At 44.5% G+C, this 13,603-nt stretch carries 14 protein-coding genes; all 14 read right to left on the bottom strand.

Going from position 1 to position 13,603, the window contains the following annotated elements:
* Window positions 1–170 precede the first annotated feature (170 nt).
* The 14 genes from HOP45_RS07155 to bshA all read right to left on the bottom strand — a co-directional run bounded on the left by HOP45_RS07155 (window position 171) and on the right by bshA (window position 13,600).
* The gene (locus HOP45_RS07155; RefSeq protein ID WP_181348315.1) at window positions 171–530 is read right to left on the bottom strand and encodes a YpoC family protein; all 360 of its coding nucleotides are present in this window, start codon (window positions 528–530) and stop codon (window positions 171–173) included.
* Window positions 523–1,188 carry an endonuclease III gene (gene nth / locus HOP45_RS07150; protein WP_181348312.1) on the bottom strand — a complete coding sequence of 222 codons (666 nt, stop codon included), beginning with the start codon at window positions 1,186–1,188 and terminating at the stop codon, window positions 523–525. Before nth ends, HOP45_RS07155 begins: the two co-directional genes overlap by 8 nt.
* 10 nt (window positions 1,189–1,198) lie before the next feature.
* Window positions 1,199–1,891: a DnaD domain-containing protein gene (locus HOP45_RS07145; RefSeq protein ID WP_181348308.1), complete on the bottom strand. Its 693-nt coding sequence runs from the start codon at window positions 1,889–1,891 to the stop codon at window positions 1,199–1,201.
* Between the two features lie 109 nt (window positions 1,892–2,000).
* On the bottom strand, window positions 2,001–3,293 hold the full coding sequence (gene asnS / locus HOP45_RS07140) for an asparagine--tRNA ligase (protein WP_181348306.1): 1,293 nt from the start codon (window positions 3,291–3,293) through the stop codon (window positions 2,001–2,003).
* Window positions 3,294–3,320: 27 nt separating this feature from the next.
* Window positions 3,321–4,505 carry a pyridoxal phosphate-dependent aminotransferase gene (locus HOP45_RS07135; protein ID WP_181348304.1) on the bottom strand — a complete coding sequence of 395 codons (1,185 nt, stop codon included), beginning with the start codon at window positions 4,503–4,505 and terminating at the stop codon, window positions 3,321–3,323.
* Window positions 4,506–4,531: 26 nt separating this feature from the next.
* Window positions 4,532–5,068, bottom strand: coding sequence for a cell wall elongation regulator TseB-like domain-containing protein (locus tag HOP45_RS07130; protein WP_181348300.1), 537 nt, complete (start codon window positions 5,066–5,068; stop codon window positions 4,532–4,534).
* Entirely contained in the window at window positions 5,022–5,192 is a 171-nt protein-coding gene (locus HOP45_RS07125) for a YpmA family protein (RefSeq protein WP_181348297.1), read from the bottom strand. The genes HOP45_RS07130 and HOP45_RS07125 overlap by 47 nt, the downstream gene beginning before the upstream one ends.
* A 107-nt stretch (window positions 5,193–5,299) precedes the next feature.
* The gene (dinG, locus tag HOP45_RS07120) at window positions 5,300–8,098 is read right to left on the bottom strand and encodes an ATP-dependent DNA helicase DinG (protein ID WP_181348294.1); all 2,799 of its coding nucleotides are present in this window, start codon (window positions 8,096–8,098) and stop codon (window positions 5,300–5,302) included.
* A 98-nt stretch (window positions 8,099–8,196) separates the two neighbouring features.
* Entirely contained in the window at window positions 8,197–8,586 is a 390-nt protein-coding gene (gene panD / locus HOP45_RS07115; RefSeq protein ID WP_181348292.1) for an aspartate 1-decarboxylase, read from the bottom strand.
* 19 nt (window positions 8,587–8,605) lie between these two features.
* Window positions 8,606–9,472 carry a pantoate--beta-alanine ligase gene (gene panC / locus HOP45_RS07110; RefSeq protein ID WP_181348289.1) on the bottom strand — a complete coding sequence of 289 codons (867 nt, stop codon included), beginning with the start codon at window positions 9,470–9,472 and terminating at the stop codon, window positions 8,606–8,608.
* The gene (gene panB / locus HOP45_RS07105; protein ID WP_181348287.1) at window positions 9,469–10,305 is read right to left on the bottom strand and encodes a 3-methyl-2-oxobutanoate hydroxymethyltransferase; all 837 of its coding nucleotides are present in this window, start codon (window positions 10,303–10,305) and stop codon (window positions 9,469–9,471) included. The genes panC and panB overlap by 4 nt, the downstream gene beginning before the upstream one ends.
* Window positions 10,298–11,293 (bottom strand): biotin--[acetyl-CoA-carboxylase] ligase, encoded by a 996-nt coding sequence (locus HOP45_RS07100; RefSeq protein ID WP_181348284.1) that lies wholly within the window; start codon window positions 11,291–11,293, stop codon window positions 10,298–10,300. Before HOP45_RS07100 ends, panB begins: the two co-directional genes overlap by 8 nt.
* Complete coding sequence (locus tag HOP45_RS07095; RefSeq protein WP_181348281.1) at window positions 11,269–12,477, bottom strand: CCA tRNA nucleotidyltransferase; 1,209 nt, start codon at window positions 12,475–12,477, stop codon at window positions 11,269–11,271. The genes HOP45_RS07100 and HOP45_RS07095 overlap by 25 nt, the downstream gene beginning before the upstream one ends.
* A complete protein-coding gene (bshA, locus tag HOP45_RS07090) occupies window positions 12,461–13,600 on the bottom strand; it encodes an N-acetyl-alpha-D-glucosaminyl L-malate synthase BshA (RefSeq protein ID WP_181348278.1) in 1,140 nt (379 codons plus the stop codon). The genes HOP45_RS07095 and bshA overlap by 17 nt, the downstream gene beginning before the upstream one ends.
* Window positions 13,601–13,603 lie beyond the last annotated feature (3 nt).

The raw sequence follows: 13,603 nt of genomic DNA, 5'->3' as shown, positions 1-13,603 counted from the left end.
TAGAAAAATAATGCATTAAAAAAAGACCTTCAATAGACAACCGATGTGTTCATTGGTCTATATTGGAGGTCTTTTCTTCATGTCGATTATTCAGTTAAAACCTGTTATTCCAACCCTGTCTCTACTACGATAACGAATCTCCCGTTATCTCCTTTTGGATTTTTCCTACCTTAAGTGTCCCTTTTTTTTATTTCTCTTTGAACGTTTGCTTTGGCAACCAATTTCTCTAACTCTTTAAATAGTTCATTAAGTTGAATATAAGCGTAATATTGATGAGGTTGTTCGGAGATGAACTCCAGCCGTTCCTTAACGTTCAATGGCGCATAATCAAAACCAGCCAGATCATCGGAAAGTTCTGCGGTCTCCGTGTAGGCTTGCTCATTCAAGTTGTATAAGGCGTGATGAAATTGAACCAGATGTTTGTTCATAGGTGGAACGGCGTCTTGGTATTGGCGGTGGTGGTAATAAGCTGAAATGTTTTCATGTTCCCATTTCCACTGTTCGATGAAGGTTTGAGCCTGCTCATTCATAAGCCACACCTTCTTCTTTTTTCATACGTTTCTTACCTTCCCGACATAGCACGAGTAGTTGGCATGACTCACACTCCGGCCGTTGTGATTTACAATGGTAGCGTCCAAAATAAATCATACGATGATGCGTTATGCTCCATTCTTCTTTCGGAATCTTACGCATGAGAGTCTTTTCCACTTCGAGAACAGAGTCTTTCCAGCGGCAGATTCCAAGCCGCTTAGCAACACGTTCGACATGGGTATCGACAGCGATTGCCGGTTCGTCAAACGCCACCGAAGCCACCACGTTCGCTGTTTTTCTACCCACACCAGACAAACTCTCCAGCTCTGCTTTTGTTTGCGGCACTTCGCCCTCAAATTTATCAAGCAGCGTTTGGCAGAGTTTCCTGATGTTTTTCGATTTATTACGATAAAGACCGATGGAACGAATATCAGTTTGAAGTTCCTCAATCGGAACGGCTAGAAAATCCTCGGGAGATTGATATTTTTGGAATAACTGGCTGGTTACTTTATTGACCAGCGCATCTGTGCACTGAGCGGATAGTACGACAGCAATCAGCAACTCAAATGAATTACGGTGCGCTAATTCACACTTTGCCTCCGGAAACATATCAGCAAAGACATCGAGGCAGTAGCGGATTTGACTTTGGTTCAACATAAATGACCTCCTAAGAATCCTCCTCTAGCCAATTGTAATAAAGCGACACGTCCCGCTTCTTTTCGGGAGGGGCTTGTTCATGATCTTGTTTTCCTGTACGGAACTGTTTGCCTTCTTTTCGTGCCTGCTCTACAGAATGAATCCCTTTCTTCTTCCATTCTCTCAAAATACGGTCAATATACTTGAAATTCAATTTTCCCATTAAAACAGCTTCCCGTAGCGCTGCCTTTATTAAAGAAGGTTGTTGTTCATCCTGGTCAAGCCATATATTTATCGTTTCGATTTCAAAAGGAGACAAAGGGCGTCCAAACTCCTGTTCAAACAGGACAAACAGATTATCAGGGATGCTTTCATAAACTGGTTGTTCCTCAGGCGCTTCTTCTTGATACAGTGTGGTCCATAACGGCTCTAAACTGTAGCTTTCATTTAAAATATTCCGCTCATTCAGTTTTTGATCAATAGCTAGAAAACGCTTTTGAACGAGCCGTCTCAAGATGTCAGCACAATCCTTTGTTGAAAAGGACACGAAATCGGCTATCTCCTCGGGCGTTGGAAACTCATTGCCTTCGACAAGATAATGGTGAATATGAAGCACAACGATTAACTCGGGTTCCGTCAATCCAAGTTTATGGTACTGCATGAGCAATTGCTTCGGTACTGACAATTGATCATGCAGTATATGTTGATAACGGCGTTCAGCCATAATGCATGCACCTCAGGCTTTTATATTTCATGGTGATGAATCGTTTATGAAAATGGTAAAAAAAGACCTCCCATGACCATTAACATGGGCAGGCCTCTGACGTTCTCGCCTATGGATACAAACGGTTCAGCAGACGTGGGAATGGAATGGTTTCGCGTACGTGTTCTACACCGGCAATCCAGGCGACAGTGCGTTCCAGACCCAATCCAAATCCAGAATGGGGCACACTTCCATAGCGGCGCAGCTGCAGATACCATTCATACGCCTCTCCGGTCAAACCGTGCTCATCATAGCGTTGTTCCATCAGCTTCAAATCATCGATCCGTTGCGACCCTCCGACAATTTCACCATACCCTTCCGGTGCAATTAAATCGGCGCATAAGACAACATCAGAACGATCTGGGTCCGGCTTCATATAAAACGCTTTGATATCCTTCGGGTAGTGGGTAATGAAAACCGGCTTGTCAAAGCTTTCAGCAATGGCAGTCTCATGCGGGGCGCCAAAATCTTCTCCCCATTCAATATCGTCAAAGCCTTTTTCTTTCAACATATCAACCGCTTCATCATACGTAATCCGTGGGAAAGGCGCCGAAATCTTTTCAAGCATCGCTGTATCGCGCTCAAGGGTCTGCAGCTCAAGACTGCAATTTTTAAGCACAGAGGACGCGATATGAGACACATAGTTTTCTTGCACATTCAAACTGTCTTCGTGATCCATGAATGCCATTTCCGGTTCGATCATCCAAAACTCGATCAGATGACGTCTCGTTTTGGATTTTTCGGCCCGGAAGGTAGGACCGAAACTGAAGACTTTCCCAAACGCCATAGCGGCAGCCTCCATATACAATTGACCGCTTTGGGAGAGGTATGCTTCTTCATCAAAATATTGGGTATGAAAGAGTTCTGTCGTGCCTTCAGCAGACGACCCGGTTAAAATGGGAGGGTCTATTTTTACATAACCGTTTTCATTAAAAAACTCATACGTTGCCCTGATGATTTCGTTACGAACTTTCATGATTGCATGCTGCTTTTTAGATCTCAACCATAGATGACGATGATCCATTAGAAATTCCGTGCCATGATTTTTCGGTGTGATCGGATAATCAACCGCCTCGTGAATGACCTCGAAATCTTTGATTTGCATTTCATAACCGAACAGAGACCTCTCATCTTCGACGATGGTACCCGTAACATACAAAGACGTTTCCTGCGTCAAAGCTTTAGCTTCTTGAAACTTTTCCTCCCCTATCTCCGCTTTGACTACAATACCTTGCATAAACCCTGTCCCATCACGGAGCTGCAAAAATGCAATTTTTCCACTGGATCGTTTGTTAGCAATCCAAGACCCGATGGTGACATCTTCTCCTATATGCTTTGCCACTTCTGATATGGTCGTTTTCACAATTAATAACCTCCAGCTATTCGATAATTATGATTGATGCTTTTCGATAAACCGTTTAATACGTAATGATGCTTCTTCAAGCTGTTCAAGTGATGTGGCATAAGACAAACGCACATTATCTGGCGCCCCGAAACCTGCTCCTGGCACAAGCGCTACTTTTTCTTCCTCAAGCAGAGCTTTCACCCATTCGTCCACACTGGCAAATCCACAACGTTCTACCGCCTGCTTGACGTTCGGGAATAAATAGAATGCACCTTGTGGTTTGACACAGGAAACACCGGGCCATTCGGTAACAAGACTATACAGACGGTCCAGTCGCTCGCTGAATGCTTCTCTCATACGAAGGATTTCGTCATCTGACGCTGAGTAAGCTGCTAGAGCTGCGTACTGGGCAATTGAAGTCGGATTAGAGGTGGAATGAGATGCCATGTTAGTCATCGCTTTGATCAATTGTGCGTTACCTAATGCATACCCAATTCGCCAGCCCGTCATGGAATGAGATTTAGAGACACCGTTAATGATTATCGTCTGATTGTACAAGGCTTCAGAAAGACTGGCTATCGATACATGCGGCTGCTCGGTATAAATGAGCTTTTCGTAGATTTCATCGGACACAATCCATATCCCGTGCTTCAAACAGATAGAACCAAGTGCTTCTAGTTCATCTTTCGTATACATCATCCCAGTCGGATTGCTTGGGGAATTCAAAATGAACGCTTTTGTTTGAGGTGTGATCGCAGCCTCTAATTGTTCTGGCGTCAATTTGAATTGATTCTCTTCTTTTCCCTCCACTACAATCGGATGCCCTTCAGCCAATTTGACCTGCTCAGGATAGCTTACCCAGTAGGGGGACGGTACGATCACTTCATCTCCCGGATTGAGCATCACCTGGAATAATGTGAATAGTGCATGCTTGGCGCCGGTCGTTACAATAACCTGAGAAGCCTCATAATCCAGTTGTTGATCGTGTTTCATTTTGTTCGTTATGGCAGCTTTCAGGGCTGGGATACCTCCAGAAGGGGTGTACTTCGTCAAACCCTTGTCCATGGCCTCTTTAGCTGCATCTAGGATAAACGTTGGTGTGTTGAAGTCGGGTTCGCCTGCCCCTAAGCCAATAACATCATGACCTTCAGCTTTCAATTCGTTCGCCTTAGCTGTTATCGCCAGGGTACTCGAAGGCGTAAGTGATTGAACTCGATTTGCTAATTCCATTCGTATATGCCTCCATCCTATTCGTTTTATATGGCTTTTTTAAAAGACAATGTCTGATAATGGTCGCCATTCGATAACTCATAATAAATAAATACATATCTGCCGCTGGCATCTTCATATGTAAGTTCCCATAAAGGGAGATCATCTTCATAGGCTAAGCGTGATCCTTCAAGTTGACAACCGTCGCACGATTGTTTCCATTGATCGACCATCCCGCTTTCACTCACAGCCTCTTGCCGGGGTAATGTATCTAATACCTCCCCTGACGAAGCTGATACGAAGACATACTGTGAAGGTTGTCCATCCTTAAGCCCTTTCACTATATGGATAACGTCTCCGCCATTATAGGCTTCGACACTCTCTACCCCTGTAATCTCGGTCTGCTCTAAAGCAATATTTTCAGATTGTGCAAAACCTGACGTGCGCTTTTCATTAACAGAGTGAAAAAACCAGCCTAAAAAAATGAGGAGCATCATCGCACTTAACACTAATCCTCCACTCACCCATTTCACCCAGTTAGGTACGATAAATCGTGAAGATTGCTTTGTGTTGATCATCTTCATCTAGCGCCAGTCCAAACATTAGGTTTTCTTCTTTCAACGTTCGATTCAACGTGTCAACTATCTTATAAAGTTCATCCGAATGTTGTAATGTGACAGTGGAAAGTGTTTCGATTTTATTGTCCATTCATCATCGCCTCCATCTATCCTTCTGCTTCCTTACAGGGTAGCAATCCATATCATTATAACAGGTCTTGCTTCGTTTTTTTATGCGAAACTTAAAATTTTACCGATTCACGTCAACCACGATTCGGTTTCCTGAATTAACTGGTGCGTTGTCTTATGATGCACAGGAACATCAGGAATAGAATTCAAAAAATACTTTCCATATCGGGCTTTCATTAAACGTTGATCACATACAAACACGATGCCCCGATCGCTGCTAGAACGGATCAAACGTCCAAATCCCTGCTTAAAGCGAATGACGGCTTGCGGAAGCGAAAGCTCCATGAAGGGGTTATGCCCTGCTTCTTTTAATACGTGCGAACGAGCATTAGCGACGGGGTGATCAGGTGGTTGAAATGGCAGTCTGACAATCATCAGACACGTCAAATCTTCACCTGGTATGTCGACACCTTCCCAAAACGAACTTGTGCCTAACAGGATCGCTCGATTGAACGATTGGAAGTTCTTCTTCAAGCGATCACGACTTCCGCTTGATATGCCCTGCGCAAAAATCAAGTAATCATCTTCCTCCATGATATCCCTTAATAAATAATAGGCTTTCTTCAACATCTCATAGGATGTAAACAGCACCAACATACGCCCTTCCGTAATGTGAGCAAGCGAGTAGATCGCCTCGCACGTGGCGTGAATAAACTCCTCTTGATTGTCTTTGATATCGGGAAAATCAGTTGGTACCATCACATTGACTTGTTGGTCCATCGGATAAGGTGAAGGATACTTGAATTCGTTGATTGCTTGATCATGCATCCCTAATTGACGACGGATATACTGAAACGACTGTTTCATCGTTAAGGTGGCGCTCGTTAAAATCACACTCTCCTTCTTATCAAAGAGCTGCTCCTTCATAATTATGGAAATATCCAGCGGTTCACTGTACAAGAACACAGCGTTTTCTGCCCCGTTTGCTTCGATTTCAAACCACTTGACGTGTTCAATCCCTGCTTCTAGAAAATAGGATTCCAATCTGGCTATCATCTGTAACAGTCGATCACGGTGACGTTCGATATGGCCGATCGTAGCACTACCATCCACATCTTCCCGTAATTCTACTTCCGGTTTCATTTTGTAAAATAGTAATTCAAGCTGACGTGTAACATCCCGTAATGGCGCCAGTAACTGTTGGGTCATTTCCTGTAAGGCATCCATGTTTTTAGGGTTTTCTCGCGTAACGTCAAACACGTATTGAATACGACCGATATCACTTTTGCCTCTTTTTTTGTGCTTGGCCATTTTGAATAAATACCGGAACAATTCATCTAACGATTCTTTTGCAGATTCGAGTTGGCGTTCGATGGTAGTGAGTATCGCTTGGATGTCCGGCTGGTGTAACACAAACTGGAGGGGGCCATTACGGGCTGTCATGTCCATTATGTGCGAAAAATAGCTTTGAAGGGCAACATAATCGAACTGCAAACCAAAATGTTTACTGGCTGTTGTAACCAGATGGTGTCCTTCGTCTATGATGACACGGTCATATGCAGGTAACATCGGAAATTGATTGGTCAGGTCCATACAAAATACAGTATGATTCGTAACGATGAGATGCGCTTCATCAGCCAGACCGCGGGCTTTACGATAGAATGACTGCCGATTATAGTCCGCCCATAATTCGTTGTTTTCTTCCTGTTCGGTCGATATTTTAGACCAAAAATATCGACCGTTAGAAGGCAATTGGATTTCGTCTGCATCGCCAGAAGTCGTCTCGGTCAGCCAGACGAGAATCATCGCTTTGGTTAACGCTGTGTCATAATTATCATAACGACAATCCTCCATCTGCTGACTGAAACGAAGCACGCTGATGTAGTGACTTTTACCTTTCATCAACGCCACTTTGATTGGCCGATTGAGCAAAGTCTCCACCTGAGGTATTTCATTTTCCAATAATTGCCTTTGCAAATGCGTCGTATGGGTGGTGATCAAAATCCGCTCCTGATGATTCACAGCATAGTGCACAGCTGGAAGCAAGTACGCTAATGATTTACCTGTACCCGTCTCTGCTTCAATTAGAGCGTGACGAGAAGAAGTCAAAGCATCGTGGATAGATTGAACCATCAACTCTTGACTTTCCCGATATTCAAAATTCGGGAATATGGAACGTAATCCGGTTTCCTCGTGGAATATGTACTGTTTGAATGTGTTAAATTCACTTAATGGATGTATGCGAGAAGGCACTTTATCCTCTGACGCCTTGATCACCATGCCATGGAACAATTGCACATCATTCCTGAGCGAATGACTATACCGCTTGCGCAGCATTTCACTTTCCAGAAGCTCATGTAAATCACTTTTTAATTTCCGTTCCACTCTTAACAAGTGGGCAAGTGTTTCCTCGGGTAGCTGATTCATCTTGTCAAATAACACCATTAAGAGGTCACCCGTTACCTGAGCATCCGATAAGGCTCGGTGGGGGTTTTGATGGCTGATGCATAACTGTTCAGCCAGCTGGCCTAATTTAAAACTTGGCGCGCTTGGTAAAAACATTCTAGCCATTTCTACCGTATCCAATACCGGATTCCCCAATGATGCATAACCGCAACGATTCAATTCGGCATTCAAAAAGCCTAAATCAAATTGAATATTGTGTGCGACGACATAGCTGTTTTTGAACATACGATAAACGTCATCGACAATTTCATAAAATAACGGAGCCCCTTGGACATCGTCGTCCTGAATGCCGGTCAATCCGGAAATGAATGCCGGAATGTCGCTTTCAGGAAAAACGAGCGAGGAAAATTCCTCAATAACCTCATGATCCTCCATGGTGACGATTCCGATTTCAATAATACGATCTCCCTTTGCCGGGGCGTTCCCCGTCGTTTCTAAATCTACAATTGTATATCTTGCCATATATATCCTCTTTTCTAGCCTTTCGTCCCAAAAAAGAAAGGACCTCTGCTATAGCAATAGCGAAGATCCTCCTCTCTAATATACCGCCGTCTCCCTTGTTATATCGGCAGAGATGTCAAGGGGGGCTCCTCTTCCACCAATTGCTCAACTTCATTATGCGCATTCATCAAGGCAATCTTTGGCTTAAACGTTGCTAATTCTGCTTCCGAAAGGATCGCGTATGCTACCACAATAACGATATCATTCGGCTGCACCAGCCGGGCTGCTGCTCCGTTCAGACAGATGACGCCACTGCCTCTCTCGCCCGGTATGACATAGGTCTCCAGCCGCTCACCGTTATTATTATTCACGATTTGTACTTTTTCATGAGGCAGAATATCAACCTGTTCCAAAATATCCTGATCAATCGTCACACTGCCTACGTAATTTAAATTAGCCTCCGTGACACGAGCACGATGGATTTTACCTTTCATCATTGTGCGAAACATGTTAATCCTCCCATATCTCTTACCCTTTCACTACCGTCCCCGTATGGTCAAATACAACATTATCAATCAAACGTGCCTTTTTAAATTGGACCGCCACGGCAAGGATGACGTGATCTTCTATCAACGCTATCTCCTCTAATTCAGGATAAGAACGTAATTCAACATAATCTATTTTACCATGAGTTTCCCCTTCAATAAACGTTTTTACTTTTTGTTTTATGGCTTCAACTGAAGTTTCCCCGTTCATAAAGGCATCACGGCCGATTTTCAAAGCCTGCTGGATCGCTGGTGCCTCCAATCTCTCTTGTTTAGTCAGATTAGCATTCCGGCTGCTTTTGGCCAGCCCATCTGCTTCGCGAACAGTTTCGACGGCTACAATTTCAATTGGAAAATTCAGATCCTCAACGAATCCTGTGACAACAGCCACTTGTTGAGCATCCTTCATACCGAAATACGCACCGTCGGGTTGACAAATGTTGAATAGCTTTGCCAGCACGGTTACGACGCCAGCAAAGTGACCCGGCCTGCTTTTGCCACATAGCGCATCTGTTCGTCTCACTACTTGAATATCCAAAATCGGCGGAGTAGGATACATGGTCCTTTCACTCGGCAAGAACACATAGTCCACACCATGAGCTTTGGCTATTTGTCGGTCACGGGCTTCATCACGCGGGTAATGATCCAAATCCTCCCCTGCGCCGAATTGTAAGGGGTTAACAAATATGCTTAAGATCACAACATCATGGTTAGCTCTAGCCGCATCAAGCAATTGTTCATGGCCTTCATGCAAGTATCCCATCGTAGGAACGAATCCGACTGAATGATCTGATCGTTTTAGGTTCATTGAGATGGACTGCATTTCTGTTACAGATGAAATCACCCTCATGGCAAAGACCTGCCTAATGTATGTATGACGGCTTCATCCATCGTAAACGTATGCTCTTCTTGCGGAAATTGCTCATTTTTCACCTCATCCACAAAGGTGCTCAATGCTTCACGCATGTCGCGATTACTATCTCCATAAGCTTTGACGAATTTCGGGAGTCGATCAACCCCATATTGCAGAAGATCATGGTAGACGAGCACCTGACCATCACACTCAGCCCCTGCTCCGATGCCTATCGTAGGGATGGTGATAGAGCGGGAGATTAAACCGGCCAATTGCCTTGGTACACATTCAAGCACAAGCGCTACCGCCCCACTTTCCTCAACTAACTTGGCATCTTTGATAAGGCGTTCAGCGGATGATTTTTCTTTACCTTGAACTTTGTAACCTCCAAGGACATTCACTGACTGAGGGGTCAAGCCTAAATGACCAATTACAGGGATGCCGCCTGTCGTCAGCTTTTCAATCGTGGTCAGCACCTCGCCTGAGCCTTCGAGTTTTAACGCGTTGGCCTGCGTCTCCTGGTATAAGCGCGTGGCATTTCGAAGCGTTTCTTCAGAAGATATATGATAAGACATAAACGGCATATCAACAACGATAAACGTCTGCTCCGCTCCCCGTTTAACAGCTTTACCATGATGGATCATGTCCTCTACTGTCACGGAAATCGTAGAATCATAACCTAGCACAACCATCCCTAATGAATCCCCCACAAGGAGCATGTCCACATCTGCTTGTTCAGAAAGCTTGGCGGAAGGATAGTCGTAGGCGGTAACCATCGAAATCTTATCGTTATTATCCTTCATTTTCAGCAGCTGATGCCGGTTAAGCATAATATCCTCCTTTCCCCCAATGTATTTCAGCAGAGTAAAGTTTTTTCTCCTCCCCGTCAGGTCCCTCTGCGTTCAGAGCTCCATCCGGTTCAATATTCAACAATTTCCCTTCCCATTTTTCCTGCATCGTTGAAATACTGACGCGTTCTCCGATTCGATAACCATAAGCTTCCCATTTGCTTTTAATAGGGGGGAACCCTTCGCGCATATAAAGATCGTATAGCTGTTCGAATTTTTCCAGTAAGGCTTGGGTCACGAATTGCAATGACCACGTTTCACCTGTTTCAATCAGTAAAGATGTCGCCTTGTAATGAATATCCTCTGCCAAAGAATCGGCTGGCTGGTTCATGTTGATGCCCATCCCAAGGACGACATATTGGATGTGATCATGCTCGGCCTGCATCTCTGTTAAAATGCCAGCCATTTTTTTGTGATCGATCAATACATCATTGGGCCATTTTATTTGAGGCGTGACCTGGCACGTTTCCGCTAAAACTTCCGCCACTGCTGCCGCAGCTAATAACGTAAGCTGAGGAGCATGCACAGGCGGTAATTCCGGCCGGAGCAAAAAGCTCATCCAGATCCCTTCCCCCTGAGGAGAGTACCAATTCCTTTCCATTCTTCCTTTGCCCTCGAGCTGTTCATCCGCAATGATTACGGTCCCGTGGGGATAGTGTTGTTTAGCTAGTTCATGGCCCATCCGTTGTGTGGAATCGATCTGCCTGTGATGGATAAGCTGCTTGCCCACCCATTCTGTCTTCAACCCCCATTGGAGGGTGTTGAGACTCACCTTATCAGGAGAAGAAACGATGCGATAGCCCTTTCGGGAAACCGCTTCGATTTCATAACCGTCTTTTTCCAACTCCTTCATATGTTTCCACACGGCCGTTCGCGAAATGTGCAATTGATCAGACAACTGCTGACCCGATATATAGTCATCTGCCTGCTCTTCTAAGAGAGCAATCAGACGTGTTCGGGTGGATTCCATTTTATGACCCACTCCTTTAAATCTTGGAATTTATTCTCCAGTGCCCCGGTCACAACGCGCTGTTCTAATTCGTTTAGTGTCTGTTTGATCCAAGGACCTTTACGCTCATCAGGGTACATGGCAAGTAAGTCTTCAGCCCCAAACGCAAGCTCTCTCTTTGTTTTGATCGGGAGTTTTTTTTCAATCCGCTTCAACTCGGAATAAATGGCTTTGCTGTCTTGTTTAAACATATCTTCACACAATCGACTGAATGGCGTAAACAGATTCTGGTGCAAATTGTAAACAAGCCACGCATCAAGGTGCTGGTCGTTAAAATAAACGAGCTGCTTCCACAGATGCTCCGCTGCTTTATAAACGCCATTTGATTGTTTCCAGTCCTTACACCATGAAGCCAGATCCGCCACGTCGCCTTTTGCATAATAGTGTACCACAATTTCTGAAAATGACTGCAAAGGGAGTAGTGGTACGTATTCGAATGCATCAGGGTATTGACTGAACACCGGCAGGGAATGGTGCACCCCAGTCAAACGCATAAGTCTTAGTGCTTTCTGAGCACCGCTGCCAGCATGAAGTTTTTCAAATTCAATCGCGATCCTTTCAATGGCTATTTCATTTAGCAGGCTTGCTTGTTCTCGGATCGCCTGGAACGTGGCAGCATCCAATTCATAATTTAGTTGGCTGACAAATCGTAAGGCTCGCATCATACGCAAAGGATCTTCTCTAAATCTTTCTTCCGCACGTCCGACCGCTACAATTTTCTTAGCCATGATGTCTTTTTGACCCTTCCATGGATCTATGACGTTGCCAGCTTGATCCATAGCCATAGCATTGATAGTAAAATCACGGCGTTTAAGGTCATCCTTAATCTCTTTGACAAATGCGACATGGTCAGGGTGACGAAAGTCTTCGTAGCCGCTTTCAACCCGGTATGTGGTCACTTCAAACGATTCATGTTCAAAACGAACCATGACCGTTCCATGTTCTTTGCCTACTGGGATCACTTTATCAAAAATAGCTTCGATCTGATCCGGTGTTGCCGAAGTGGCGATATCGATATCCCCAATTGGACGACCGATGATATGATCACGGACGGCCCCACCCACGAAATAGGCTTCAAAACCTGCTTCCTGTATGTGTTGTAGAATACGACTGGCTTTCGTAAATGCGTCAGCTAAGTTGTTCATCATGACTCCACACCTGATTGTATAACGATACGTACTGACGGAGGATGGCCGTCGACCCGAACACATTCTGAACACGACGTTGACTATTTATAGAAAACTCAGCCCATAACTCTCCATTTTGAAGCAACCTCATGCTATAGTCATAAAACGCCTCAATTTCTCCTACCTCCGCAATAAAACCTGTTTCACCATGGTCAATCACCTCAGGGATGCCTCCGATTTTGGTCCCGATGCAAGGGACGCCACATGCCATCGCTTCGAGTAAGACAAGCCCAAAGCTTTCCTTTTCAGAGAGCAGCAATTTTAAATCTGCTATTGAAAGGATTTCACTCACATTTTCTTGTTTGCCTAAGAACAGGACCTGTTCTTCTAGGCCTCTGTCTTGGACCATTTGGTAACATGTGGAATACTCGGGACCGTCCCCGACAAGCAGCAATTTCGTGGGAGTCGTGTCCGCTATCCTTTGAAATGTTTCAATGACATCCGTTACGCGTTTGACTCTTCTGAAGTTCGAAATATGAACGATGACTTTTTCGTTCGGGTCTATTTTATATTGACTGCGGAGATCGCGGCGGTCTTGCCTGACATATTCTCGTTCGTCCACGAAATTGTAAATGACTTCCATGTCCTTATCCACTTGAAGCATATCTCGTGTTTGTTTAACTAAACTATTTGAAACAGCCGTGACCCGGTCTGATTGTTCAATACCAAAACGGATCATATTCTTTAAACTGGGATCGATGCCCAAAACGGTAATATCTGTACCGTGTAACGTGGTGACAATTTTAACATCATGCCGGGCCATCTGCTTCGCTAAGATGGCGCAAATAGCATGGGGCATCGCATAATGGACATGCAAAATATCCAACTGCTCACAGTTGATGATTTCGGCCATTTTATTTGCCAATGCCAAATCATATGGAGGATGCTGAAACACAGGGTAATTGCTGACTTCCACTTCGTGATAGTAAATATTCGAATAAACACGATTCAAACGGAAGGGAACCTGCGTCGTGATAAAATGAATTTCATGCCCTTGTTCAGCAAGAAGTTTTCCAAGTTCGGTAGCAATGACACCTGATCCCCCGACCGTCGGGTAACATGTAATCCCTATCTTTTTCATTTT

It is taken from the genome of Thalassobacillus sp. CUG 92003, assembly GCF_013618635.1.
In the GTDB taxonomy this organism is placed as follows: domain Bacteria; phylum Bacillota; class Bacilli; order Bacillales; family Halobacillaceae; genus CUG-92003.
This window is presented reverse-complemented; position numbering and strand designations above follow the sequence as displayed.

Excerpts from the sequence above, each read along its gene's own strand:
- HOP45_RS07155 (WP_181348315.1), bottom strand. The coding sequence starts at position 530 with ATGAATGAGCAGGCTCAAACCTTCATCGAACAGTGGAAATGGGAACAT.
- nth (WP_181348312.1), bottom strand. The coding sequence starts at position 1,188 with ATGTTGAACCAAAGTCAAATCCGCTACTGCCTCGATGTCTTTGCTGAT.
- HOP45_RS07145 (WP_181348308.1), bottom strand. The coding sequence starts at position 1,891 with ATGGCTGAACGCCGTTATCAACATATACTGCATGATCAATTGTCAGTA.
- HOP45_RS07135 (WP_181348304.1), bottom strand. The coding sequence starts at position 4,505 with ATGGAATTAGCAAATCGAGTTCAATCACTTACGCCTTCGAGTACCCTG.
- HOP45_RS07130 (WP_181348300.1), bottom strand. The coding sequence starts at position 5,068 with ATGAAGATGATCAACACAAAGCAATCTTCACGATTTATCGTACCTAAC.
- HOP45_RS07125 (WP_181348297.1), bottom strand. The coding sequence starts at position 5,192 with ATGGACAATAAAATCGAAACACTTTCCACTGTCACATTACAACATTCG.
- dinG (WP_181348294.1), bottom strand. The coding sequence starts at position 8,098 with ATGGCAAGATATACAATTGTAGATTTAGAAACGACGGGGAACGCCCCG.
- panD (WP_181348292.1), bottom strand. The coding sequence starts at position 8,586 with ATGTTTCGCACAATGATGAAAGGTAAAATCCATCGTGCTCGTGTCACG.
- panC (WP_181348289.1), bottom strand. The coding sequence starts at position 9,472 with ATGAGGGTGATTTCATCTGTAACAGAAATGCAGTCCATCTCAATGAAC.
- panB (WP_181348287.1), bottom strand. The coding sequence starts at position 10,305 with ATGCTTAACCGGCATCAGCTGCTGAAAATGAAGGATAATAACGATAAG.
- HOP45_RS07100 (WP_181348284.1), bottom strand. The coding sequence starts at position 11,293 with ATGGAATCCACCCGAACACGTCTGATTGCTCTCTTAGAAGAGCAGGCA.
- HOP45_RS07095 (WP_181348281.1), bottom strand. The coding sequence starts at position 12,477 with ATGAACAACTTAGCTGACGCATTTACGAAAGCCAGTCGTATTCTACAA.
- bshA (WP_181348278.1), bottom strand. The coding sequence starts at position 13,600 with ATGAAAAAGATAGGGATTACATGTTACCCGACGGTCGGGGGATCAGGT.